The sequence below is a fragment of the Klebsiella sp. MISC125 genome (assembly GCF_051131775.1).
GTDB lineage: Bacteria > Pseudomonadota > Gammaproteobacteria > Enterobacterales > Enterobacteriaceae > Klebsiella.
This window is the reverse complement of the sequence record NZ_CP180448.1, coordinates 6,206,288-6,232,400: the sequence shown is the minus strand read 5'-3', so window position 1 is coordinate 6,232,400 and position 26,113 is coordinate 6,206,288. Positions and strand designations below refer to the sequence as shown.

At 51.1% G+C, this 26,113-nt stretch carries 18 protein-coding genes, 1 tRNA gene and 3 rRNA genes; 15 read left to right on the top strand and 7 right to left on the bottom strand.

The genetic code is table 11. From position 1 onward, the window contains the following. Positions 1-2: 2 nt before the first annotated feature. Positions 3-1,451 (bottom strand): ATPase RavA stimulator ViaA, encoded by a 1,449-nt coding sequence (viaA, locus tag ACMYSL_RS29140; protein ID WP_304254538.1) that lies wholly within the window; start codon positions 1,449-1,451, stop codon positions 3-5. Further along, positions 1,448-2,947: an ATPase RavA gene (gene ravA, locus ACMYSL_RS29135; protein ID WP_182235435.1), complete on the bottom strand. Its 1,500-nt coding sequence runs from the start codon at positions 2,945-2,947 to the stop codon at positions 1,448-1,450. Before ravA ends, viaA begins: the two co-directional genes overlap by 4 nt. Before the next feature lie 217 nt (positions 2,948-3,164). On the opposite strand from ravA, the gene kup reads away from it, so the two are divergent. The 7 genes from kup to rbsR all read left to right on the top strand — a co-directional run bounded on the left by kup (position 3,165) and on the right by rbsR (position 11,066). After that, entirely contained in the window at positions 3,165-5,033 is a 1,869-nt protein-coding gene (gene kup / locus ACMYSL_RS29130) for a low affinity potassium transporter Kup (RefSeq protein ID WP_181484293.1), read from the top strand. A 184-nt stretch (positions 5,034-5,217) separates the two neighbouring features. After that, entirely contained in the window at positions 5,218-5,637 is a 420-nt protein-coding gene (gene rbsD, locus ACMYSL_RS29125; RefSeq protein WP_434664317.1) for a D-ribose pyranase, read from the top strand. A 7-nt stretch (positions 5,638-5,644) separates the two neighbouring features. Then, the gene (rbsA, locus tag ACMYSL_RS29120) at positions 5,645-7,150 is read left to right on the top strand and encodes a ribose ABC transporter ATP-binding protein RbsA (RefSeq protein ID WP_182235436.1); all 1,506 of its coding nucleotides are present in this window, start codon (positions 5,645-5,647) and stop codon (positions 7,148-7,150) included. 5 nt (positions 7,151-7,155) lie between these two features. Beyond that, positions 7,156-8,121, top strand: a complete 966-nt coding sequence (gene rbsC / locus ACMYSL_RS29115; RefSeq protein ID WP_112215583.1) for a ribose ABC transporter permease — start codon at positions 7,156-7,158, stop codon at positions 8,119-8,121. Between the two features lie 27 nt (positions 8,122-8,148). Beyond that, the gene (rbsB, locus tag ACMYSL_RS29110; protein ID WP_110276051.1) at positions 8,149-9,039 is read left to right on the top strand and encodes a ribose ABC transporter substrate-binding protein RbsB; all 891 of its coding nucleotides are present in this window, start codon (positions 8,149-8,151) and stop codon (positions 9,037-9,039) included. 98 nt (positions 9,040-9,137) lie between these two features. After that, positions 9,138-10,070 carry a ribokinase gene (gene rbsK / locus ACMYSL_RS29105; protein WP_182240582.1) on the top strand — a complete coding sequence of 311 codons (933 nt, stop codon included), beginning with the start codon at positions 9,138-9,140 and terminating at the stop codon, positions 10,068-10,070. 3 nt (positions 10,071-10,073) lie between these two features. Further along, a complete protein-coding gene (gene rbsR / locus ACMYSL_RS29100) occupies positions 10,074-11,066 on the top strand; it encodes a ribose operon transcriptional repressor RbsR (RefSeq protein WP_110276052.1) in 993 nt (330 codons plus the stop codon). On the opposite strand, the gene mdtD is transcribed toward rbsR, so the two are convergent. Together mdtD and ACMYSL_RS29090 are read right to left on the bottom strand one after the other, a co-directional pair. Then, complete coding sequence (gene mdtD / locus ACMYSL_RS29095; RefSeq protein ID WP_434660985.1) at positions 11,063-12,460, bottom strand: multidrug transporter subunit MdtD; 1,398 nt, start codon at positions 12,458-12,460, stop codon at positions 11,063-11,065. The two genes, rbsR and mdtD, sit on opposite strands and share 4 nt — an antisense overlap. Further along, positions 12,457-13,164, bottom strand: coding sequence for a FadR/GntR family transcriptional regulator (locus ACMYSL_RS29090; protein ID WP_434660983.1), 708 nt, complete (start codon positions 13,162-13,164; stop codon positions 12,457-12,459). Before ACMYSL_RS29090 ends, mdtD begins: the two co-directional genes overlap by 4 nt. A 480-nt stretch (positions 13,165-13,644) precedes the next feature. Here ACMYSL_RS29090 and ACMYSL_RS29085 point away from each other — a divergent pair. The 4 genes from ACMYSL_RS29085 (at position 13,645) to rrf (ending at position 18,652) form a co-directional block, all read left to right on the top strand. After that, positions 13,645-15,184: ribosomal RNA gene (locus ACMYSL_RS29085) — 16S ribosomal RNA — on the top strand. A gap of 87 nt (positions 15,185-15,271) precedes the next feature. Beyond that, positions 15,272-15,346 (top strand) — tRNA-Glu (locus ACMYSL_RS29080). A gap of 217 nt (positions 15,347-15,563) precedes the next feature. Further along, positions 15,564-18,470, top strand: a 23S ribosomal RNA gene (locus ACMYSL_RS29075). Between the two features lie 66 nt (positions 18,471-18,536). Beyond that, positions 18,537-18,652, top strand: a 5S ribosomal RNA gene (rrf, locus tag ACMYSL_RS29070). Together the 16S, 23S and 5S rRNA genes with 1 tRNA gene alongside form the textbook arrangement of a ribosomal RNA operon. A gap of 142 nt (positions 18,653-18,794) precedes the next feature. Here rrf and mobB read toward each other — a convergent pair. Both mobB and mobA read right to left on the bottom strand, forming a co-directional pair. After that, entirely contained in the window at positions 18,795-19,301 is a 507-nt protein-coding gene (mobB, locus tag ACMYSL_RS29065) for a molybdopterin-guanine dinucleotide biosynthesis protein MobB (protein WP_434660981.1), read from the bottom strand. Next, on the bottom strand, positions 19,298-19,879 hold the full coding sequence (mobA, locus tag ACMYSL_RS29060; RefSeq protein ID WP_434660979.1) for a molybdenum cofactor guanylyltransferase MobA: 582 nt from the start codon (positions 19,877-19,879) through the stop codon (positions 19,298-19,300). The genes mobB and mobA overlap by 4 nt, the downstream gene beginning before the upstream one ends. Positions 19,880-19,950: 71 nt before the next feature. Between mobA and ACMYSL_RS29055 the strand changes: the two genes are divergently transcribed. The 3 genes from ACMYSL_RS29055 to dsbA all read left to right on the top strand — a co-directional run bounded on the left by ACMYSL_RS29055 (position 19,951) and on the right by dsbA (position 21,933). Then, positions 19,951-20,220, top strand: a complete 270-nt coding sequence (locus ACMYSL_RS29055; protein ID WP_110276062.1) for a YihD family protein — start codon at positions 19,951-19,953, stop codon at positions 20,218-20,220. Between the two features lie 75 nt (positions 20,221-20,295). Next, positions 20,296-21,282, top strand: a complete 987-nt coding sequence (locus tag ACMYSL_RS29050; protein ID WP_434660978.1) for a serine/threonine protein kinase — start codon at positions 20,296-20,298, stop codon at positions 21,280-21,282. Between the two features lie 27 nt (positions 21,283-21,309). Next, positions 21,310-21,933: a thiol:disulfide interchange protein DsbA gene (gene dsbA / locus ACMYSL_RS29045; RefSeq protein WP_110276064.1), complete on the top strand. Its 624-nt coding sequence runs from the start codon at positions 21,310-21,312 to the stop codon at positions 21,931-21,933. 49 nt (positions 21,934-21,982) lie between these two features. Here the strand turns inward: dsbA and ACMYSL_RS29040 are convergent, their stop codons facing one another. Next, entirely contained in the window at positions 21,983-22,879 is an 897-nt protein-coding gene (locus tag ACMYSL_RS29040) for an acyltransferase (protein ID WP_182235443.1), read from the bottom strand. 396 nt (positions 22,880-23,275) lie between these two features. Here ACMYSL_RS29040 and polA point away from each other — a divergent pair, with 396 nt between their 5' ends. Further along, a complete protein-coding gene (polA, locus tag ACMYSL_RS29035; RefSeq protein WP_434660976.1) occupies positions 23,276-26,065 on the top strand; it encodes a DNA polymerase I in 2,790 nt (929 codons plus the stop codon). The last annotated feature ends 48 nt before the right edge of the window (positions 26,066-26,113 follow it).

The window sequence follows — 26,113 nt, the reverse complement described above, 5'->3', positions numbered from 1 at the left end:
AACTAACGCCGCCAGCGACGCAGCAGGCGGCTGCGTAACCCGGTATCAAAGCGCCAGATATGATCGAAAATGCGCATGATGCCGGGCTTACCGTGTACCGACATTGCCACCGCATGAAAACGGTGCTGATGTTTATGCTGTAGCTCCCCCACCTTATTGATCACCTCATCTGGCAGGCGCTGGGCGATAAAATCGGAAATCACCACCGCATCAGCATCTACCCACTGAGGGTTCTGCATTCGCTCAATAACAGCCCGGAAGCAGCTGGCCAAATCCGTACCGCCGCGAAAGCGCTGGCTTAAGAAACGGATTGCCTGTTCAAGCCCCTGTGGTCCGGTGAGTTCGTAATGCACCACCTCGCTGGAAAACAGCATAATGAAGCAGCGGCGATTATCTGCCAGTGCGACCCGCATCAGCGCCAGGCAAAAAGCCTTGGCGCACTGCTCATTAAAGCCGCCCATTGATCCCGACGTATCGACGCAGACGATAAACGGCCCTCGCGGCTGTTCATCAAAATCCTGGCGGGTGACTGGACGCTCGGTTACCTTTTCCTTCCAGGCATCACCGTGAAGTCGGTAGGTCAGCAGCTGTTTCTCTACCAGCTTACGATAGAACTCAAACTCCAGCTCGGTGATGCCGAGTGTGGCCAGCTCCGGCGGCAGCAGGCGCAGAATATCGTCGCTCTGCTGTAGCCCATCGACCTGCTCCGGCACGGTTGCAGGTTCTCGCACCAGGCTGCGGAAGGTTTCCATCGGCGCATCCTTTTTTGGTACCGCCTTCGCCTCTCTGGAACGACCCAACTGCTCAGCAAGCTGCATAAGTTCAGGCTGCTGAGTCAAAAAATCCCCGTAGCGAACGATCAGCTGATAATCACCGCGCCTCAGCTCTCCTGCGCTCATATCCCACAGGTGCCCTGCTGCGTTATCATTTTCCACCAGCACCGGCTCCAATTGACCGCTGAGAGTCATTCGTTCCTGGACTTCGCTAAGCAACTGATCGCGCTCCTCATCCAGCAGTTGCTGATTGAGGGACGTTGCCTGCACTACCAGACTCAAACGCCAGCGCTGGAGAAATAGCGTATGCAGAGCGGGGGTAAAAGTATGATTGTTATCCACTAACTGCTGTGCCTGGGCGGCAAAAGGGGAGTGAAGCTTGTGTAGCTGACTCAGGATTTGCGGGAGCTGGACGATAAACTGCGAAGTGGAAAGCCGCTGTGACTGTTGATAGCACTGAACTTCCGCATCCAGCTCGGGAGGAACATGGGTCTCTTTTAGCCGCGATCTGACCGCCTCACGCCAGCGAGGAATGTCTGCGGCGATGATATTTTTTAACCGCGGAAATTTTTCAAAGAAAATGGCTAACTGAGGTGCTGCCAGCAGAGCCAGCAGCATTTCGTCGATCATTCCCTCTTCGCCGACTGCCAGCATGACATTCAGCATATCCAGAGTCATGACTGTCGGGCCTGTTTAATCTGCGTCCCAACGTCCTGCAGGCTGGCTTCGATGCGTCCCAGCCACTCACCGGGAATAAACAGGCATTTTTGCTGTTCGCTGAAGCGGTTGTGTTGTTGATGCCATTCGTCGTCCAGCGCTTCCAGCTGTTGCCTGATTTCGGCCGGCATATTTTCCTGCGATTCACTGCCGGGTAGGGAGAGACGCGACCCCTGCAGACTGACATCGCGCACAACCAGGTGCTGGCTGGTATCGACATCCATATTCAGCTGCTGGGCAAAGCCTATACCGTTGAGTTTACCGCGGATCTCACCGCCTTTTTCCAGCCAATGCGCTAGCTCTTCACGGACAAACGTAATATGAATGACTTCCAGATCGTGCAGTTTGAGCGGCTGCTGGAGTAGCAGAGTCAGCGTGGGTGCCTGCACTTCAGCAGGCAATTCATAATGAGGTTTCCGGCTAAACATACCGCCCAGGCGCGTCACTTTTAGCGCGGTCTTATCGCTTTGCTGTTGCTGAAGCTGAATGCGCCTCTGGATAATCGTCCCCAGGCGGGTGAGCATTGCCTGTTGCTGCCAGGCGTGGCTGGTCATTAAGGTTTCCAACTGCACGGACATCAGGTTCATGGTCTCAATGTTGTGCCACAGGCAATCTTTCAGCAGGATCAGGTCGATAGGGGCAATGGTATCTCGACCGCTGAAGAAGGCGCTGGCTTGCAACAGGCGGATGGCTTTTTTCCAGCGACGATCTGAAACGTAGGGCGCGTTGGGTAGAGCATCCAGTTGCTGGCGCAACTGGAAAATCAGTTCAAACACGCTGTCCGGCAGCTTAACAGCACCGATATCTTGCTGCCACTGTATGAATTCCTCGTCGCTGACCTGCAAATTAGTTGGAACTGGATTGCTGTTCTCATCCTGCTGGCTTATCAACATTGAGCGGAAATTGGTTTTATCTTGTACCTTATCCAGCCATAAACGGATGAGCATACGATCGTATAAGGCTTCCAGGCTGTTATCCGCTTCAGGCAATTCGTTCGATGCTGCCACCAGCAGGCGCATAGGGATTTTCTCTTCGGTTGCCCCGTTGCGAAAATGGCGCTCGTTTATCGCCGTCAGCAGCGTATTGAGGATCGCCGGACCTGCTTTCCAGATCTCATCGAGAAAAACAATTTCGGCTTCCGGAAGGTAGCCGGCGGTCAGGCGTTCGTAACGACCTTCGTCTTTCAGCGCCTGGATGGAAAGTGGGCCAAAGACTTCTTCCGGCGTTGAAAAGCGGGTCATCAGATATTCAAATGCGCGGGCTCGCTGGAAGGCGAACTTAAGACGGCGGGCAATTAAGCTTTTGGCGATACCCGGTGGACCCAGCAAAAAAACGCTCTCGCCGCTGAGTGCCGCAAGTAGACAAAGGCGTATTGCGTGGCTGCGTTCAAAGAGTCCTTTTTCCAGAGCTGCGCTGAGTCGGGAAATTCTTTCTGCCAGTAAATGTGATTGAGCCATAATTGAGTTGCGTGCTTTTTAGGATGTCGTTGTTAAGTCGAGTATAGATGTTTGATTAGGGGTGGTAATAGCCTGAAGAATCGATTTATTTTCTTTGAGTCAGGTTAAGATGATGTCAGTTAGGGGTACGATTTAGCAAATAATCGTGCATACTGTGCGCTTTTTGTGGGCCAAGGGACTAGGCACACATTTGTTTTATAAACGAAAAGACTAGTCTATGAGCTCTGATAATAAGCAATCGTTGCCAGCAATAACGCTGGCGGCAATCGGTGTGGTATACGGCGATATCGGCACCAGCCCGCTATATACACTTCGTGAATGTCTGTCTGGCCAGTTTGGCTTTGGCGTTGAGCGTGATGCTGTTTTTGGCTTCCTGTCGCTCATTTTTTGGCTGCTGATTTTTACCGTATCACTCAAATATATTACCTTCGTTATGCGGGCGGATAACGCCGGTGAAGGTGGGATCCTGACGCTGATGTCGCTGGCAGGACGTAACACGTCCGCGCGAGCAACATCCGTACTGGTGATCCTTGGCCTTATCGGCGGTAGCTTCTTCTACGGGGAGGTGGTCATTACGCCGGCAATCTCTGTCATGTCAGCAATCGAGGGGCTGGAAATTATCGCTCCTGACCTGGATACCTGGGTTGTCCCCATATCAATTATTGTTCTGACGCTGCTGTTTGCTATCCAAAAGCACGGCACCAGTATGGTGGGCAAGCTGTTCGCGCCAATTATGCTGATCTGGTTCCTGCTGCTGGCAGTGCTAGGGGCGCGTAGCATTTTTGCTAACCCGGAAGTGTTGCAGGCGTTGAACCCATACTGGGCGGTTCACTTTTTCCTCGAATATAAAACCGTTTCTTTTGTCGCTCTGGGCGCGGTGGTACTGTCGATTACCGGCGTGGAAGCGCTGTATGCTGACATGGGGCACTTCGGTAAATTGCCTATTCGTCTGGCCTGGTTCTCGGTAGTTCTGCCTTCTCTGGTGCTGAACTACTTTGGTCAGGGAGCACTACTGCTAAAACATCCAGAAGCGATTAAGAACCCGTTCTTCCTGCTGGCGCCCGAATGGGCATTGATTCCGATGCTGATTATCGCCGCCCTGGCGACGGTTATCGCCTCTCAGGCGGTGATTTCCGGTGTCTTCTCGTTGACACGCCAGGCGGTGCGTCTGGGATATCTTTCGCCGATGCGCATTATCCATACCTCGGAAATGGAGTCCGGCCAGATTTATATCCCGTTCATTAACTGGCTGCTCTATATCTCGGTGGTCATTGTGATTGTCAGCTTTGAGCACTCCTCGAACCTGGCGGCAGCATATGGGATTGCGGTGACGGGAACCATGGTGCTGACCACCATTTTGTTCTCGACGGTAGCGCGTAAAAACTGGCACTGGAATAAGTTTGTTGTGGCACTGCTGCTGGTGGCCTTTATGTGTATCGACATTCCGCTGTTCTCAGCTAACCTCGACAAAATCGTCTCCGGTGGCTGGCTGCCGCTGACGCTGGGTCTGGTGATGTTTACCATCATGACCACCTGGAAAAGCGAGCGTTTCCGCTTGCTACGTCGGATGCATGAACACGGTAATTCTTTGGAAGCGATGATCTCTTCCCTTGAAAAATCGCCGCCGGTTCGCGTTCCTGGGACCGCCGTATATATGTCCCGAGCGCTGAACGTGATTCCTTTCGCTCTGTTACATAACCTGAAGCACAACAAGGTGCTGCATGAGCGGGTGATCTTGCTAACGCTGCGTACAGAAGATGCGCCATACGTGCATAACGTTCGTCGTGTGCAGATTGAGCAGATTTCACCGTCGTTCTGGCGCGTGGTTGCCAGCTACGGCTGGCGTGAAACGCCGAATGTTGAAGAAGTCTTCCACCGCTGCGGGCTGGAAGGCCTGAGCTGCCGGATGATGGAGACCTCCTTCTTTATGTCGCATGAGTCGTTAATCATCGGCAAGCGGCCATGGTATCTGCGCCTGCGCGGTAAGCTGTATCTTCTGCTGCAGCGCAATGCCCTGCGAGCGCCGGACCAGTTCGAAATCCCGCCAAACCGGGTTATTGAACTCGGCACTCAGGTCGAAATTTGATCCTCTAAAGCCCTTCCTCGTGAAGGGCTTTTTGCTGTTTGTTATTCTGACTTCCTTCCTTTACCTCAGTTTTGCGAAACGTTTCGATAGCGATCACAATTCTCACTTCTGATGATGGTTTTTTGCTCGAGTATTGATAATACTTATGTCAGCGAAACGTTTCGCTAGTGGAGCAAAAGAGAAAATGAAAAAAGGTACCGTACTTAACGCTGATATTTCGTCGGTCATCTCCCGTCTGGGTCATACCGATACGCTGGTAGTTTGCGATGCTGGATTACCAGTACCTCGCAGCAGCACGCGTATCGACATGGCGTTAACCCACGGAGTTCCCTCCTTTATGCAGGTTCTGGAGGTGGTGACGAGCGAAATGCAGGTTGAAGCGGCTATCCTCGCGCAAGAGATTAAAACCCTTAACCCGCAGCTCCACGCGACGTTGCTCAGACATCTTGAGCTGCTGCAGCAACACCAGGGAAACACCATTGAAATTCGTTATACCAATCATGAGCAGTTCAAAAAAGAAACTGCAGATAGTCAGGCGGTGATTCGCAGCGGGGAGTGTTCCCCGTATGCGAACATTATTCTCTGTGCTGGCGTCACGTTCTGAGGCGGTCATGGACGCACTCTTACAACTCAAAGGGATCGATAAATCGTTCCCGGGCGTGAAGGCGCTCTCCGGTGCTGCGTTAAATGTCTACTCTGGGCGCGTCATGGCGCTGGTGGGCGAAAACGGCGCAGGCAAATCCACCATGATGAAGGTGCTGACCGGGATTTATGCCCGTGACGCTGGTTCGCTATTATGGCTGGGTAAAGAAACCACCTTCACCGGCCCGAAATCCTCCCAGGAAGCGGGTATCGGCATCATTCACCAGGAGCTGAACCTGATCCCGCAGCTGACGATTGCAGAGAACATCTTTCTCGGCCGTGAGTTTGTGAATCGCTTTGGCAAAATCGACTGGAAGAAGATGTATGCAGAAGCCGATGTTTTGCTGGCGAAGCTGAATCTGCGCTTTAAGAGCGATCGTCTGGTAGGCGATCTGTCGATCGGCGATCAGCAGATGGTGGAAATAGCCAAAGTGCTGAGCTTCGAGTCGAAAGTCATCATTATGGACGAACCGACCGATGCGCTGACCGATACCGAAACCGAATCCCTGTTCCGCGTCATCCGCGAGCTGAAATCGCAAGGGCGCGGCATTGTTTATATCTCCCACCGTATGAAAGAGATCTTCGAAATTTGCGATGACGTGACGGTCTTCCGTGACGGCCAGTTCATTGCCGAGCGTGAAGTCGCCAGCCTTGATGAAGATCTGCTGATTGAAATGATGGTGGGACGTAAGCTCGAAGATCAGTACCCGCGCATTGATAAAGCGCCGGGCGATATCCGTCTGAAAGTGGATGCGCTGTGTGGGCCGGGCGTGGAGAACGTCTCTTTTACCCTGCGTAAAGGCGAAATTCTTGGCGTCGCTGGGCTGATGGGCGCAGGGCGTACGGAACTCATGAAAGTGCTATACGGTGCGCTGCCGCGCACCAGCGGCTACGTCACCCTTGATGGCCATGAAGTGGTGACGCGTTCTCCGCAGGATGGCCTGGCAAACGGCATCGTTTATATCTCTGAAGACCGTAAACGTGATGGTTTAGTGCTCGGTATGTCGGTCAAAGAAAATATGTCGCTGACTGCGCTGCGCTATTTCAGCCGCAGCGGCGGTAGCCTCAAGCATAAAGATGAACAGCAGGCGGTCAGCGATTTTATCCGCCTGTTTAATGTGAAGACGCCGTCTATGGAGCAGGCCATTGGGCTACTTTCCGGCGGTAACCAACAGAAAGTGGCGATTGCCCGCGGGCTGATGACTCGGCCAAAAGTGCTGATCCTTGATGAACCAACCCGCGGCGTGGACGTGGGGGCGAAGAAAGAGATCTACCAGCTAATCAACCAGTTTAAAGCCGATGGTCTGAGCATCATTCTGGTCTCTTCTGAGATGCCAGAAGTGCTGGGTATGAGCGATCGCATCATGGTGATGCATGAAGGGCATCTCGGCGGTGAATTCACACGCGAGCAGGCCACCCAGGAAGTATTGATGGCTGCCGCTGTGGGCAAGCTTAACCGCGTGAATCAGGAGTAAAAAAGATGAATAACCCGACTGTTTCTGGTCGCCGCTACTTCACCAAAGCGTGGTTGATGGAGCAAAAATCGCTGATTGCCCTACTGGTGCTGATTGCGGTTGTCTCTACCATGAGCCCCAACTTTTTTACCGTGAATAACCTGTTCAATATTCTGCAACAGACTTCAGTTAACGCCATCATGGCGGTAGGGATGACGCTGGTTATCCTGACGTCGGGTATCGACCTGTCCGTAGGTTCCCTTCTGGCGCTGACTGGCGCGGTCGCCGCTTCAATTGTCGGAATTGAGGTTAACGCGCTGGTGGCCGTTGCCGCCGCGCTGGCATTAGGCGCGGCAATCGGCGCTGTTACAGGCGTAATTGTGGCGAAAGGGCGCGTGCAGGCATTTATCGCTACCCTGGTAATGATGCTGCTGCTACGCGGTGTGACCATGGTTTATACCAACGGTAGCCCGGTAAATACTGGCTTTACCGACAATGCCGATCTGTTTGGCTGGTTCGGGATTGGTCGCCCTCTCGGGATCCCAACGCCGGTATGGATTATGGCGATCGTTTTTCTGGCGGCCTGGTACATGCTGCACCATACCCGTCTGGGTCGTTATATCTATGCGCTGGGGGGAAATGAAGCGGCAACGCGTCTATCCGGCATCAGCGTCAATAAAGTTAAAATCATCGTCTATTCTTTGTGCGGCATGCTGGCTTCGCTGGCCGGGATTATTGAGGTCGCGCGTCTCTCTTCCGCGCAACCGACAGCGGGCACCGGTTATGAACTGGATGCGATTGCTGCGGTAGTGCTTGGTGGCACCAGCCTGGCAGGTGGTAAAGGTCGTATTGTCGGTACGTTGATTGGTGCTTTAATCCTTGGCTTCCTGAACAACGGTTTGAATTTATTAGGTGTTTCATCCTATTACCAGATGATCGTTAAAGCGGTGGTTATTTTGCTGGCGGTACTGGTAGATAACAAGAAGCAGTAACTGAGAACTCTACAGGACATCTTAACTATGAATATGAAAAAACTGGCGACCCTGATCTCTGCTGTAGCTTTAAGCGCAACCGTAAGCGCAAACGCGATGGCAAAAGATACTATCGCCTTGGTTATCTCTACGCTTAACAACCCGTTCTTTGTCTCTCTGAAGGATGGGGCACAAAAAGAAGCGGACAAACTCGGCTATAACCTGGTGGTGCTGGATTCACAGAACAATCCGGCGAAAGAACTGGCTAACGTTCAGGACTTAACCGTTCGCGGAGCCAAACTGCTGCTGATCAACCCAACCGACTCTGACGCAGTAGGTAATGCTGTGAAGCTGGCGAATCAGGCGAAAATTCCGGTTATTACCCTTGACCGCCAGGCCTCAAAAGGCGAAGTGGTAAGCCATATTGCTTCTGATAACGTTCTGGGCGGCAAGATGGCCGGTGACTATATTGCCAAGAAAGTCGGCGAAAGCGCGAAGATTATTGAACTACAGGGAATTGCAGGGACGTCCGCGGCACGTGAGCGTGGCGAAGGTTTTCAACAAGCCGTTACGGCGCATAAATTTAACGTACTGGCTAGCCAGCCGGCAGATTTCGACCGCACTAAGGGCCTGAACGTCATGCAGAACCTGCTGACGGCGCATCCTGATGTACAGGCTGTATTTGCCCAGAACGATGAAATGGCGCTGGGCGCGCTGCGCGCTCTGCAAACTGCTGGTAAATCTGATGTGATGGTGGTTGGATTTGACGGCACTCCGGATGGCGAAAAAGCAGTAAACAGTGGCAAACTGGCTGCGACCGTCGCCCAGCTTCCGGAGCAGATCGGTGTGAAAGGCGTTGAGACCGCTGATAAAGTGCTGAAGGGCGAAAAAGTGGATACCAGCTATCCGGTTGAGTTGAAACTGGTCATTAAGCAATAATGTGTGATTCGGGCTGGTAACGGTCCGAGGGACAACATAATAAAGAAAAGCAGGGCATGCGCCACCGGGTGCCGGTGGCGCGCTTTCCGGGAATATTGATTATGAAAACCGCAGGCAAACTTGTCGTCCTTGGTAGTATCAATGCCGATCACATCCTTAACCTCGACTCCTTCCCTACGCCTGGTGAAACCGTCACCGGTCATCACTATCAGGTCGCTTTCGGCGGTAAGGGCGCAAATCAGGCCGTTGCTGCCGGGCGCAGCGGGGCAAATATCTCTTTTATCGCCTGTACCGGTGATGACGATATTGGTGAACGGGTTCGTCGCCAGTTGGAAAGCGATAATATCGACGTTGCGCCGGTAAGGGCTGTTGCCGGGGAATCAACCGGCGTGGCGCTGATTTTTGTGAACGCTGAAGGTGAGAATACTATTGGTATTCATGCTGGAGCTAACGCCGCCCTTTCCGTTACGCAGGTTGAAGCTGAAAAAGAGCGTATCGCCAGCGCGCAGGCGCTACTAATGCAGCTGGAATCGCCGTTGGAAAGCGTACTGGCGGCGGCGAAAATTGCTCACCAGAGTCAAACTGCAGTGATACTCAATCCTGCTCCAGCACGAGAGTTGCCGGATGAACTGTTAGCGCTGGTGGATATCATTACTCCGAACGAAACCGAAGCGGAAAAACTGACCGGCGTTCGAGTGGAAAATGACGATGATGCGGCAAAAGCAGCTAACGTGCTCCATGATAAAGGTATTGATGCGGTGATTATTACCCTCGGTAGCCGTGGTGTATGGGCTAGTCTCAAAGGCAACGGTCATCGTGTTCCCGGCTTTAAAGTCCAGGCTGTTGACACCATTGCCGCTGGCGATACCTTTAATGGTGCGCTGGTGACTGCGCTCCTTGAAGGTATGGTACTGGCTGAGGCTATTCGTTTTGCCCATGCCGCCGCGGCTATTGCCGTTACGCGTAAAGGTGCCCAGCCCTCCGTGCCATGGCGAAAAGAAATAGACGAATTTTTACGTCAACAGGGGTAACGCTTGGCCACCATGAAGGATGTAGCCCGCATAGCGGGCGTTTCCACTTCGACGGTTTCTCATGTCATCAACAAGGATCGCTTCGTTAGCGAAGCCATTACCGCTAAAGTCGACGCCGCGATTAAGAGCCTGAATTACGCGCCATCTGCACTGGCGCGTAGCCTTAAATTAAACCAAACCCGTACTATTGGCATGCTCATTACCGCCAGTACCAATCCGTTTTACTCGGAGCTGGTACGCGGCGTGGAGCGTAGCTGTTTTGAACGCGGCTATAGCCTGGTGCTTTGTAACACCGAAGGCGATGAACAGCGAATGAACCGTAATCTGGAGACGCTGATGCAAAAGCGCGTCGACGGTTTGCTGCTGCTGTGTACTGAAACTCACCAGCCTTCGCCGGAGATCATGCAGCGCTACCCTTCCGTACCGACGGTGATGATGGACTGGGCACCGTTCGATGGCGATAGTGACCTGATCCAGGATAACTCTTTGCTGGGTGGCGATATAGCGACGCAGTACCTCATCGATCAAGGCCATACGCGGATTGCCTGCATCGCAGGCCCGCTGGATAAAACCCCTTCGCGACTGCGTCTTGAGGGATATCATGCTGCAATGGCTCGTGCCGGGCTGGCAGTACCTGAAGGATACGTTATTAGCAGCGATTTTGAGTTTGGCGGCGGATTTAGCGCAATGGAAAAGCTGTTAGTACTCCCCAAGCTGCCGCAGGCGGTGTTTGTCGGTAACGACGCGATGGCGGTTGGTGCTTATCAGGCGCTTTATCAGAGTGGATTGCGCATTCCGCAGGATATGGCGCTGGTGGGTTATGACGACATTGAGCTGGCTCGCTATATGACGCCGCCGCTGACGACCATCCATCAGCCGAAAGATGAACTGGGCGAGCTGGCCATCGATGTACTCATCCACCGAATGGCTGACCCAGGACAAAAACAACAACGCGTTCAGCTGACTCCAGAACTGGTCGTGCGTGGCTCTGCTTAATGCTTGTGCCGCTCCTTAATCAGGTTGCGGCCATCTTTCGCTTTCAATAAAGCAAATACTAGCGCTGATACCACGGTGATTGCTCCCATGGTTATAAAGGTGTAGTGGAACTGCTCGATGGTATTTACACTATCGAACCCTTCATAAAAGCGCAGCACTGCCGCACTAATGGCGACCCCGAGGCTGATAGATAACTGCTGGGTGACGGCCAGCATGCTGTTGCCGCTACTGGCATTTTCATCGGTCAAATCTGCGAGCGTGATGGTGTTCATTGATGTGAACTGGGTGGACATCGCCATCCCCAATACAAATAGCGGCAACAGCAGTACCCAAATCGACATATCCGGGGACTGCAGTGAAAATTGGGCGATCATCAGACCGATAAATATCGTGACCCCAACCAGCGTTTTTCGATAGCCAAACCAGCGTAGAATTTGGGTAACGGTCGATTTGGCAATAATCGAACCGATAGCTGTTGGTGCAATTATGCAGCCTGCGATAATCGCCGGATAACCAAAGCCCACTTGTAGCATCAGAGGCATCAGGAACGGGACGCAGCCGGTGCCCAGGCGAGTTGCCAGATTTCCCGCGATCCCCACTGAAAAAGTATGCGTCTTAAATAAAGAAAGCGAAATGAGCGGCGTAGGATGGCGGCGAGCGTGGCGAATATACGCCAACAGCATAACAACGCTCAGAGCAATGATGGATAGAGCAATCCATGTCGCGACGATCTTCTCACCAAACAGTTCGATTCCGCTGGAAAACAGTACCAGACTTAATCCGAACAGCAGAAAGCCGAGCGCGTCAAAACGGCGCCGGGGCGTAGTGAAGTCCGGCATATATTTACGGGCGTACACAATCCCGATAATGCCGATGGGAATATTAATCAGAAAAATCCAGTGCCAGCTGGCCCAGGTGACCAGTACACCGCCGAGTACGGGTCCGAGAATGGGGCCGACCAGCCCGGGCATCGTGACGAAATTTAGCACTGGTAGTAATTCACTGCGCGGATAGGCGCGTAGTAATGCCAGCCTCGCCACCGGCATCATCATCGCCCCACCTATACCTTGAATAACGCGGAAGGTAACCAGCTCTGTTAGAGAACCTGAGAGGGCGCAGGCGAGAGAACCCAGGGTGAATAGACTAACGGCGATGATAAACACTTTCCGTGTGCCGAAACGGTCAGCCAGCCAACCGCTGACTGGAATTACCATGGCCACGGTAAGCGTATAGCTGATGATAGCGGATTGCATGGCCAGCGGTGAACGGTTGAGACTCTGTGCTATAGCAGGAAGGGCGGTATTCAGAATGGTGGCATCCAGCGCCTGCATAAAAAAGGCCATCGCAGCAATCCACGGCAGCCCGGCCATACTACGCCCTTTCTTCTCGCTCATTCGGTGCCCTTTGAATGATTTGGAGCACTCAACAAAGCCTGACAGGCGTTCAGCGCTCGTGAACCGTCATTATCGAGGATGGCATCAACTATTGCCTGATGGAGATCCAGCTTCATCACTTCATTCTGGGTTATAGAAGTGAAATAGGTGTGGTAGACCGAATGGAATAGAGAAGCGAAAGAGATCAGAAAGGGATTTCCACTCATCTCATATATATGTTCATGCCAGGCCATATCGACTTCAATCCAGCGCTCGCGCTGAAAGTTTCTCTTCAACTCAATCATCTCCGCCATTAGAGCATTGAGTTGTGCTCTTTGTTCTGAGCTACCTGAATTCGCCGCCAGAAAACAGGCTTGCGGTTCAAGACTGCTGCGCATCACGAGGAAATGGCTAACAACCTCTTCAAAGTTATCTTCCGTTAACCACCAGGCTAGCAGCTCTTTGTCGAGAAAGTTCCAGCTACTGCGTGGCATAACGCGGGTGCCGATGCGTGGGCGAGGCAAAAGCATCCCTTTTGCTGTCAACGTTTTGACTGCCTCACGAACCGCCGTGCGGCTTACGCCGAATTGCTCACCCAGCTCTATCTCTCCAGGAAGAATGCTTTCTGGCTGATATTCGCCGGTCAGAATTTTTTGCGCCAGTTTCTCCGCTAATACCCAGGAGATATTCTTTTGTGCCGCCAGCTGCTGTGTGCTTAAAGACATAAATGCCGTTCCTTTCTCTTTTTTACTCTATCAGTATGCCATCAGGCGACTTACTTCGTTTGTTAAAACGGCAAAACGCCGGTTTTTTGCCACATTACACGTTGCTGTGGTGAAAAAAGAGACGGTTGAAAAGTTTTTTGAAGTTTCCTCTTGTCACGTCGGAATAACTCCCTATAATGCGCCACCACTGACACGGAACAACGGCTTACAGGCCGCCGGGTTAGCGGAGTTCAGCGATGAACGCCGGCAGAGAAAAGCGAAATTAAACGCTTGACTCTGAATGAGGAAAACGTATTATACGGGACCTCGCAACGGTGAGCGAAAGCCGCGTTGCACTGCTCTTTAACAATTTATCAGACAATCTGTGTGGGCACTCAAAGTGACATGGATTCTTAACGTCGCAAGACGAAAAATGAATACCAAGTCTCTGAGTGAACATACGTAATTCATTACGAAGTTTAATTCACGAGCATCAAACTTAAATTGAAGAGTTTGATCATGGCTCAGATTGAACGCTGGCGGCAGGCCTAACACATGCAAGTCGAGCGGTAGCACAGAGAGCTTGCTCTCGGGTGACGAGCGGCGGACGGGTGAGTAATGTCTGGGAAACTGCCTGATGGAGGGGGATAACTACTGGAAACGGTAGCTAATACCGCATAACGTCGCAAGACCAAAGTGGGGGACCTTCGGGCCTCATGCCATCAGATGTGCCCAGATGGGATTAGCTTGTTGGTGAGGTAACGGCTCACCAAGGCGACGATCCCTAGCTGGTCTGAGAGGATGACCAGCCACACTGGAACTGAGACACGGTCCAGACTCCTACGGGAGGCAGCAGTGGGGAATATTGCACAATGGGCGCAAGCCTGATGCAGCCATGCCGCGTGTATGAAGAAGGCCTTCGGGTTGTAAAGTACTTTCAGCGAGGAGGAAGGCATTGAGGTTAATAACCTTAGTGATTGACGTTACTCGCAGAAGAAGCACCGGCTAACTCCGTGCCAGCAGCCGCGGTAATACGGAGGGTGCAAGCGTTAATCGGAATTACTGGGCGTAAAGCGCACGCAGGCGGTCTGTCAAGTCGGATGTGAAATCCCCGGGCTCAACCTGGGAACTGCATTCGAAACTGGCAGGCTAGAGTCTTGTAGAGGGGGGTAGAATTCCAGGTGTAGCGGTGAAATGCGTAGAGATCTGGAGGAATACCGGTGGCGAAGGCGGCCCCCTGGACAAAGACTGACGCTCAGGTGCGAAAGCGTGGGGAGCAAACAGGATTAGATACCCTGGTAGTCCACGCTGTAAACGATGTCGACTTGGAGGTTGTTCCCTTGAGGAGTGGCTTCCGGAGCTAACGCGTTAAGTCGACCGCCTGGGGAGTACGGCCGCAAGGTTAAAACTCAAATGAATTGACGGGGGCCCGCACAAGCGGTGGAGCATGTGGTTTAATTCGATGCAACGCGAAGAACCTTACCTACTCTTGACATCCAGAGAACTTAGCAGAGATGCTTTGGTGCCTTCGGGAACTCTGAGACAGGTGCTGCATGGCTGTCGTCAGCTCGTGTTGTGAAATGTTGGGTTAAGTCCCGCAACGAGCGCAACCCTTATCCTTTGTTGCCAGCGATTCGGTCGGGAACTCAAAGGAGACTGCCAGTGATAAACTGGAGGAAGGTGGGGATGACGTCAAGTCATCATGGCCCTTACGAGTAGGGCTACACACGTGCTACAATGGCATATACAAAGAGAAGCGACCTCGCGAGAGCAAGCGGACCTCATAAAGTATGTCGTAGTCCGGATCGGAGTCTGCAACTCGACTCCGTGAAGTCGGAATCGCTAGTAATCGTGGATCAGAATGCCACGGTGAATACGTTCCCGGGCCTTGTACACACCGCCCGTCACACCATGGGAGTGGGTTGCAAAAGAAGTAGGTAGCTTAACCTTCGGGAGGGCGCTTACCACTTTGTGATTCATGACTGGGGTGAAGTCGTAACAAGGTAACCGTAGGGGAACCTGCGGTTGGATCACCTCCTTACCTTAAAGAACCTGCCTTTGTAGTGCTCACACAGATTGTCTGATGAATGTAAAGAAGCAAGACGGCTGCGAAGTCGCGACACCTCGTGTCCCCTTCGTCTAGCGGTTAGGACTCCGCCCTTTCACGGCGGCAACAGGGGTTCGAATCCCCTAGGGGACGCCACTTGCTGGCTGTGAGTGAAAGACACAACCCACCGATATCTCAAAACTAACTCAGTGAGTTACGTTTGAGATATTTGCTCTTTAAAAATCTGGATCAAGCTGAAAATTGAAACGACACGCTGCGTCTGTTCTCCGTAATAAGAACAGCATGACGGTGTGTTCGAGTCTCTCAAATTTTTGCAGCACGAAGTGTTTTACGAAACATCTTCGGGTTGTGAGGTTAAGCGACTAAGCGTACACGGTGGATGCCCTGGCAGTCAGAGGCGATGAAGGACGTGCTAATCTGCGATAAGCGTCGGTAAGGTGATATGAACCGTTATAACCGACGATTTCCGAATGGGGAAACCCAGTGTGATCCGTCACACTATCGTTAAGTGAATACATAGCTTAACGAAGCGAACCGGGGGAACTGAAACATCTAAGTACCCCGAGGAAAAGAAATCAACCGAGATTCCCCCAGTAGCGGCGAGCGAACGGGGAGGAGCCCAGAGTCTGAATCAGTTTGTGTGTTAGTGGAAGCGTCTGGAAAGTCGCAGGGTACAGGGTGATACTCCCGTACACAAAAACGCACAGGCTGTGAACTCGAAGAGTAGGGCGGGACACGTGGTATCCTGTCTGAATATGGGGGACCATCCTCCAAGGCTAAATACTCCTGACTGACCGATAGTGAACCAGTACCGTGAGGGAAAGGCGAAAAGAACCCCGGCGAGGGGAGTGAAACAGAACCTGAAACCGTGTACGTACAAGCAGTAGGAGCCCACTTGTTGGGTGACTGCGTACCTTTTGTATAATGGGTCAGCGACTTATATTCTGTAGCAAGGTTAACCGTATAGGGGAGCCGCAGGGAAACCGAGTCTTAACTGGGCGTTAAGTTGCAGGGTATAGACCCGAAACCCGGTGATCTAGCCATGGGCAGGTTGAAGGTTGGGTAACACTAACTGGAGGACCGAACCGACTAATGTTGAAAAATTAGCGGATGACTTGTGGCTGGGGGTGAAAGGCCAATCAAACCGGGAGATAGCTGGTTCTCCCCGAAAGCTATTTAGGTAGCGCCTCGTGAACTCATCTTCGGGGGTAGAGCACTGTTTCGGCTAGGGGGTCATCCCGACTTACCAACCCGATGCAAACTACGAATACCGAAGAATGTTATCACGGGAGACACACGGCGGGTGCTAACGTCCGTCGTGAAGAGGGAAACAACCCAGACCGCCAGCTAAGGTCCCAAAGTCATGGTTAAGTGGGAAACGATGTGGGAAGGCACAGACAGCCAGGATGTTGGCTTAGAAGCAGCCATCATTTAAAGAAAGCGTAATAGCTCACTGGTCGAGTCGGCCTGCGCGGAAGATGTAACGGGGCTAAACCATGCACCGAAGCTGCGGCAGCGACGCTTATGCGTTGTTGGGTAGGGGAGCGTTCTGTAAGCCGTTGAAGGTGGCCTGTGAGGGTTGCTGGAGGTATCAGAAGTGCGAATGCTGACATAAGTAACGATAAAGCGGGTGAAAAGCCCGCTCGCCGGAAGACCAAGGGTTCCTGTCCAACGTTAATCGGGGCAGGGTGAGTCGACCCCTAAGGCGAGGCCGAAAGGCGTAGTCGATGGGAAACAGGTTAATATTCCTGTACTCGGTGTTACTGCGAAGGGGGGACGGAGAAGGCTATGTTAGCCGGGCGACGGTTGTCCCGGTTTAAGCATGTAGGCGGATGTTCCAGGTAAATCCGGAACGTCATTCAACGCTGAGGTGTGATGACGAGGCACTACGGTGCTGAAGTAACAAATGCCCTGCTTCCAGGAAAAGCCTCTAAGCATCAGGTAACATCAAATCGTACCCCAAACCGACACAGGTGGTCAGGTAGAGAATACCAAGGCGCTTGAGAGAACTCGGGTGAAGGAACTAGGCAAAATGGTGCCGTAACTTCGGGAGAAGGCACGCTGATGGTAGGTGAAGTGACTTGCTCACGGAGCTGAAATCAGTCGAAGATACCAGCTGGCTGCAACTGTTTATTAAAAACACAGCACTGTGCAAACACGAAAGTGGACGTATACGGTGTGACGCCTGCCCGGTGCCGGAAGGTTAATTGATGGGGTTATCCGTAAGGAGAAGCTCTTGATCGAAGCCCCGGTAAACGGCGGCCGTAACTATAACGGTCCTAAGGTAGCGAAATTCCTTGTCGGGTAAGTTCCGACCTGCACGAATGGCGTAATGATGGCCAGGCTGTCTCCACCCGAGACTCAGTGAAATTGAACTCGCTGTGAAGATGCAGTGTACCCGCGGCAAGACGGAAAGACCCCGTGAACCTTTACTATAGCTTGACACTGAACACTGGTCCTTGATGTGTAGGATAGGTGGGAGGCTTTGAAGTGTGGACGCCAGTCTGCATGGAGCCATCCTTGAAATACCACCCTTTAATGGCTGGTGTTCTAACGTGGGCCCCTAATCGGGGTTGCGGACAGTGTCTGGTGGGTAGTTTGACTGGGGCGGTCTCCTCCTAAAGAGTAACGGAGGAGCACGAAGGTTAGCTAATCCTGGTCGGACATCAGGAGGTTAGTGCAATGGCATAAGCTAGCTTGACTGCGAGCGTGACGGCGCGAGCAGGTGCGAAAGCAGGTCATAGTGATCCGGTGGTTCTGAATGGAAGGGCCATCGCTCAACGGATAAAAGGTACTCCGGGGATAACAGGCTGATACCGCCCAAGAGTTCATATCGACGGCGGTGTTTGGCACCTCGATGTCGGCTCATCACATCCTGGGGCTGAAGTAGGTCCCAAGGGTATGGCTGTTCGCCATTTAAAGTGGTACGCGAGCTGGGTTTAGAACGTCGTGAGACAGTTCGGTCCCTATCTGCCGTGGGCGCTGGAGAATTGAGGGGGGCTGCTCCTAGTACGAGAGGACCGGAGTGGACGCATCACTGGTGTTCGGGTTGTCATGCCAATGGCATTGCCCGGTAGCTAAATGCGGAAGAGATAAGTGCTGAAAGCATCTAAGCACGAAACTTGCCCCGAGATGAGTTCTCCCTGACTCCTTGAGAGTCCTGAAGGAACGTTAAAGACGATGACGTTGATAGGCCGGGTGTGTAAGCGTAGCGATACGTTGAGCTAACCGGTACTAATGAACCGTGAGGCTTAACCTTACAACGCCGAAGATGTTTTGGCGGAATTGAGAGAATTTCAGCTTGATACAGATTAAACAGAATTTGCCTGGCGGCGACAGCGCGGTGGTCCCACCTGACCCCATGCCGAACTCAGAAGTGAAACGCCGTAGCGCCGATGGTAGTGTGGGGTCTCCCCATGTGAGAGTAGGGAACTGCCAGGCATCAATTAAGTGAAGAGCCCATCCTGACGGATGGGCTTTTTGCGTTTTTGTACATCATAAAAAATCAGACAAAGCGCGATGAAGCTTTATCCGAGCATGCATTTCTCATACAGCAAAAATTTTCTTTTCTATTGAGATCTGATTAGGGCTTGTGTAACCACTGTAAAATAAAATCCACGATTTGCGGGATGTTATTTAAATCTAACTGCGGAAGTGAAGTCTCGACAGGAATATCGCTAGCCACGGCAATGACGTATTCATCAAATACCAGTTCATCTACATGGTGCCCACTGTTGTGCCTGTAAAGTAGGATCTTTGGTACTGGCTCATGCTTAAAACCTTCGACTAACACTAAATCCAACGTTGAAGGGTCCATTTTGCTTACTAGCCAGCTAAGATCCAGTTCGTTTTTATTTGGTGTTTCTGTGATTAAGGCCCAGCGCTGTGAACTGGCGACAATAGTCTGTGCAGCTCCGGCTTTGCGTAGCTCATAGCTATCTTTACCTGGTTTATCCACGTCCATGTCATGATGAGTATGTTTGATAAGCCCAGGTCGTAAGCCTTTCGCACATAATTCCGGGATCAGTTCCTTCAGTAATGTTGTTTTACCCGTACCGCTCCAGGCCGCGATAGCCAGAAGGGGAATCATGATGACACCTGCATATTCTGTAAGTCATCGAGGGTATTTACGTTCATGAATGCTGATTTCACATCGCTAAAATCAACATTATGCCCACCAACTTTGCGCATAAATACCATGACTCGCCGTTCACCTGCGGCCAAATAGGTTTCAAGTTCTGCTGTGACCTTATGATTCACCAAAGCGATAGCCGGATGATCGCGTTCACCATCATGTACCCAAACTACTGGAGATAATTTCTTATTCTTTATTAAGCGCTCGACCAGAAAGGCGGGGATAAAAGGAGTATCACATGGACAAAACAGGAACCACTCGCTTTCAACATGCTGCATAACAGATAGCATCCCGGCCAGAGGGCCTGGAAAATCATTCATACTATCGGTAATAATCGGATAACCGCTGGTTTGCCAGCTATCAAGGTTCCGATTGGCGCTAATAACCATTTTATCCACCTGTGGTTCCAGCGTATCGGCGACGTAGCACCACAATGGCTTACCCTTTAACGTCTGCAATCCTTTATCCACTCCCCCCATGCGCGTCGCCCTTCCTCCAGCCAACACGACACCGGTTATTACCTCGCGTTGCATATCAATATCGCCTCTTTCATTGTGGGATTGTCCCTGCTAACGTGTCTTTATCTAGAGTAAGGAGCATTACTATGAAATGTAAACGTCTGAATGAAGTCATTGAACTCCTCCAGCCAGCCTGGCAGAAAGAACCTGAACTAAATTTGATTCAATTCTTGCAAAAACTGGCCAAAGAGGCCGGTTATACGGGGGAATTAAGTGATCTTTCCGACGATATTCTGATTTATCATCTGAAAATGCGCGACTCGACAAAAGAGGCCGTTATTCCCGGTATTCAGAAAGATTATGAAGAAGACTTCAAAACCGCATTGCTTCGCGCTCGCGGAGTCATTAAAGAGTAAAAGGTTGTAAGCGCTGCCACGGAACAGGCAATGAGATGATATCCTGAATCATTCGCACGATTATCGGATGTCAGGATGCACGATAAGGCTTTTAATTTTCAGACGCTTCACCCGGATACCATCATTGATGGTTTGTTTGATCTGGGTATGCGGCTGGACTCTGGGCTCACCCCGCTTAACAGCTATGAGAACCGCGTTTACCAGTTTCAGGACGAAGATCGCCACCGCTATGTGGTGAAGTTCTATCGTCCTGAACGCTGGTCTGCAGAACAAATCCTCGAAGAACATCAGTTTACCCTTCAACTCGTGCAGGATGATGTTCCCGTTGCGGCGCCATTATCTTTCCATGAAAGTACGCTTCACCAGCATCAGGGATTCTTCTTTGCCGTTTTCCCAAGCTTGGGTGGACGTCAGTTTGAGGCGGATAACCTCGATCAGATGGAATGGGTTGGGCGCTATCTTGGCCGTATGCACCAGACAGGTCGCAAGCAGCGTTTTGTCGCTCGCCCGGAGATTGGTACTAATGAATATCTCCTTGAGCCACGCCAGGTCTTCGAGCTCTCCCCGTTGATTCCTGCTGGTTTGAAAGAGGCCTTTCTCAGCGCTACCGATAAACTGATTGATGCTGTAATGGCACAATGGCACGGGAACGCTAATATCTTACGTTTGCACGGTGACTGCCATGCCGGAAATATCCTCTGGCGTGATGGCCCTTTGTTTGTTGATTTAGACGATGCGCGTAATGGTCCTGCTATCCAGGATCTCTGGATGCTGTTAAATGGAGATAAAGCCGAGCAGCGGATGCAGCTTGAGATGATCATTGAAGCCTATGAAGAGTTCAGCTCTTTTAATACGGATGAAATCGCTCTCATCGAACCTTTACGTGCGATGCGGTTAGTTTATTATCTGGCGTGGTTGCTCAGACGCTGGAATGATCCTGCTTTCCCTATAAATTTCCCATGGTTAACCGGGGAAGATTACTGGCGCGGGCAGACAACAACTTTTCTTGAGCAGGTGAAGGTTCTGCAGGAACCCCCTCTTCAGTTAACGCCAATGTATTAATGTGAAATATCCAGGAGAGAATTAATCATGAACAAAATTTGGCTGGCGCTGGCTGGTATGATTCTGGCTTTTAGTGCATCCGCTGCCCAGATCACCGACGGTAAGCAGTACATCACCCTCGACAAGCCAGTTGCTGGCGAGCCTCAGGTGCTCGAGTTCTTCTCGTTCTACTGCCCCCATTGCTATCAGTTTGAAGAAGTACTTCATGTGTCAGATAACGTGAAGAAAAAGCTGCCTGAAGGCGTCAAGATGACTAAATACCACGTTGAGTTCCTGGGCCCATTGGGCAAGGATCTGACTCAGGCGTGGGCTGTGGCGATGGCGCTGGGCGTGGAAGACAAGATTACTGTTCCAATGTTTGAAGCGGTACAGAAAACTCAGTCCGTCCAGACCGTGGCCGATATCCGTAAAATCTTTGTTGATTCCGGTGTGAAAGGCGAAGAGTACGATGCGGCGTGGAACAGCTTCGTGGTGAAATCTCTGGTTGCTCAGCAAGAAAAAGCCGCTGCTGATTTCCAACTGCAGGGCGTACCCGCGATGTACGTTAACGGAAAATATCAGATTAACCCGCAAGGGATGGATACCAGCAACATGGACGCATTTGTTGCTCAGTATGCCGATACTGTTAAGCAGTTAGTTGAGAAGAAATAAAAAACAAACGCCGGTCATTGACCGGCGTTGTTCTCTTCAGCGACTAAAATCATTTTTTCTGCCGCATTATTTCCGTCAGTTGACGATCCTTTTCTTCCCACAGCATATTTAACCAACGCTGGAAGTGGCGCTTAAAGTTTTTATCATTCACATAGTCGCCATGTAGATCTTCAGCTACAGGCTCCAGATTTATTCGCACCACAATCCGCGTCAATCGACCACTTAGCATGTCGTAAAATGGCCTGTGGTTGTTCTCTGGGTAACATAACGTCACGTTGAGCAGCTTATCAAACTGCGATCCCAGCACGCCCAATGCCATAGCGATTCCCGCAGCTTTTGGGGGTAATAAGTTATTGTAAGGTGAGCGAGTCTGACGCTGCTTTTCTTCAGTAAAACGTGAACCTTCGACAAAGTTAACGATAGTCGTTGGGTGGACGCGGAATTTCTCGCAGGAACGACGGGTGGTTTCAACATCTTTACCGCGACGTTCTGGATGACGAATTAAATAACCACGTGAGTAACGGCGCATAAACGGCATGTCCAGGGCCCAGCAAGCAAGACCAATGAACGGTACCCAGGCTAGCTGCTGTTTGAGAAAGTATTTATTCATTGGGATATGTTTGCGAAACAGCACACAGAGCACCACGATATCAGCCCAACTGTGATGGTTGCTGATAAGTAAATACCAGTTTCTCTTGTTCAGGCCTTCAATACCTTGAACATCCCATTTTAACCACGGATTAAGATGTAGCAGTAGTGCCAACCCTTCACACCAGCAATACATCATGAAGTTGCAGAAAACAGATATCGAGCGCCAGACCGCAGGAATCGGCACAAGAAGTTTAATCAGTCCGGCGATGATTATCGGCACCGAGCAGATTATAGTGACTAAGATAGTAAGGGCGATACTCAGCGGAAGGATTATCGCAGCGAGTAATCTCGACATAGTTAGTTTATTCAGAAAGTTAGGCTGACAAAAAACGCATTTAAACAGCGCAAGGGACTGATTTTATCAGAAAATACAGCAAATAACGGGTCTTACCAGAGCAGAAAAATTTCCGGATCTTATATCCACATGGAGCATTGAGTCATCAAAACGACATTACGATAAAAAATATAACGTTAACTAAATGATAAATATGAATTAATTATTTGAAGAGCTATTTTATTAAGAGTTAGCCAGCTATCATTTTAAAACTATACACAAAGTTATCCACAGATGAAGTTGTACAATGATCGTGGAGATCAATGAATCTTTTCGATGAAATAGGGGAAAAATTCAGGATTTAATGCCCGTCTGTGGCATCCTTTACCCATAATCTGATAAACAGGCACGGAAATTATGGTTCAGATCCCAGAAAACCCTCTCATCCTCGTTGACGGCTCCTCTTACCTTTACCGGGCATATCACGCTTTTCCCCCGCTGACTAACAGCGCTGGTGAACCGACTGGCGCAATGTACGGCGTACTGAATATGCTGCGAAGCCTGATCCTACAGTATCAACCGACTCATGCAGTCGTGGTTTTTGATGCCAAAGGGAAGACTTTCCGTGATGAATTGTTTGAGCACTATAAATCTCATCGTCCACCGATGCCGGACGATCTGCGTGCGCAGATCGAGCCGCTGCATACCATGGTTAAGGCGATGGGCTTACCTCTGATGGCTGTTCCGGGCGTTGAAGCTGATGATGTGATCGGTACACTAGCGCGTGAAGCTGAAAAGGCAGGTCGTCCAGTGCTGATTAGCACGGGTGATAAAGATATGGCTCAATTGGTTACGCCGGGTATTACCCTGATTAACACGATGACTAACACTATTCTTGGTCCGGATGAAGTCGTCACAAAATACGGCGTTCCACCTGAACTGATCATTGATTTCCTTGCTCTCATGGGTGACTCGTCGGACAACATTCCTGGCGTCCCTGGGGTCGGCGAGAAGACCGCACAGGCGTTGCTACAGGGGCTGGGTGGGCTTGATACGTTGTATGCTGAGTCTGAGAAAATCGCCGGCCTGAGCTTCCGCGGATCTAAAACGATGGCGGCGAAGCTAGAGCAGAATAAAGAGGTCGCGTATCTCTCTTATCAGCTGGCGACGATTAAAACGGATGTTGAACTGGATTTGAGCTGTGAAGAACTGCTCGTTGAGCAACCCGCAGCGGATGAACTGCTGACGCTGTTTAAAAAGTATGAATTCAAACGCTGGATAACCGATGTTGAGTCCGGTAAATGGATGCAGGCGAAAGGCGCTAAACCTACCGCGAAACCAGTCGAAGTAGCGGCAGATGCTACAGATGCTGAAGAAGAGACGGCGGCAACGCTCTCCTCTGAAAACTATGTCACGATTCTTGATGAAGAAACGCTGACGGCGTGGATCGAAAAACTGAAGAAAGCGCCGCTTTTTGCTTTTGATACCGAAACTGACAGCCTTGATAATGTATCCGCCAATATGGTCGGCCTGTCATTCGCCGTTGAGCCAGGCATCGCAGCTTATGTACCGGTTGCTCATGACTATCTGGATGCGCCGGATCAGATCCCGCGCGACCGCGTGCTGGAACTGCTGAAGCCCTTACTGGAAGACGATAAGGCTCTGAAGGTTGGACAGAACCTCAAGTATGATCGCGGTATTCTGGCTAACTATGACATTGAGCTGCGCGGTATTGCCTTTGATACCATGCTGGAGTCCTACATTCTTGACAGCGTAGCGGGCCGCCATGATATGGATAGCCTTTCCGATCGCTGGTTGAAGCACAAAACCATTACCTTTGAAGAGATTGCCGGCAAGGGTAAAAATCAGCTCACCTTTAATCAAATCGCACTGGAAGAAGCTGGTCGTTACGCGGCGGAAGATGCTGACGTGACTCTGCAACTGCATTTGAAAATGTGGCCAAAGCTTCAGAAAAATGAAGGCCCGCTGAACATCTTTAAAAATATAGAAATGCCGTTAGTGCCAGTGTTATCCCGCGTTGAGCGTAATGGCGTGAAGATTGACCCAGCCGTGCTGCATGCGCATTCTCAGGAAATCGCCAAGCGCCTGATTGAGCTGGAGAAGAAGGCATATGATATTGCAGGTGAAGAGTTTAACCTCTCTTCGCCTAAGCAGCTGCAAACCATCCTGTTTGAAAAACAAGGGATTAAACCACTGAAGAAGACGCCGGGCGGCGCTCCGTCTACGTCGGAAGAGGTGTTGGAAGAGCTGGCTCTGGATTATCCGCTGCCAAAAGTTATCCTTGAATATCGTGGCCTGGCAAAACTCAAATCTACTTATACCGATAAGCTGCCGTTGATGATCAGCGCGAAAACGGGTCGCGTGCATACATCTTATCACCAGGCGGTCACTGCAACGGGACGCCTGTCATCTACCGATCCGAACCTGCAGAACATTCCGGTACGTAACGAAGAAGGACGCCGTATTCGTCAGGCGTTTATTGCTCCGGAAGATTACCTCATTGTCTCCGCCGACTACTCGCAAATTGAATTGCGCATTATGGCGCATCTGTCGCGCGATAACGGTCTGCTAACCGCGTTTGCGGAGGGGAAAGATATCCACCGTGCTACTGCGGCAGAGGTTTTTGGTTTGCCGCTTGAAAGCGTGAGCAGCGAACAGCGACGCAGCGCAAAGGCTATCAACTTTGGCCTGATTTACGGGATGAGCGCATTTGGCCTTGCACGACAGCTCAATATTCCGCGTAAAGAAGCGCAGAAATATATGGACCTCTACTTTGAGCGCTATCCAGGTGTGCTGGATTATATGGAGCGTACCCGTGCGCAGGCAAAAGAGCAGGGGTATGTTGAAACGCTCGATGGCCGCCGACTCTATTTGCCGGACATTAAATCCAGCAACGGAGCACGTCGCGCTGGCGCTGAGCGTGCGGCAATCAACGCGCCGATGCAGGGAACTGCTGCGGATATCATTAAACGTGCAATGATCGCTGTAGATGATTGGTTGTTAAGTGAAAAACCGCGGGTGCGTATGATCATGCAGGTACACGATGAATTAGTCTTCGAAGTTCATAAAGACGATTTAGATACGGTCGCGAAAAAGATCCACGAACTGATGGAAAGCAGCACGACGCTGGCTGTTCCGCTGCTGGTAGAAGTGGGTAGTGGGGAAAATTGGGATCAAGCGCACTAAGTGTTCAGTACATAAGGCCATTTTTTGTAAGTGAGTAACATAACTTAT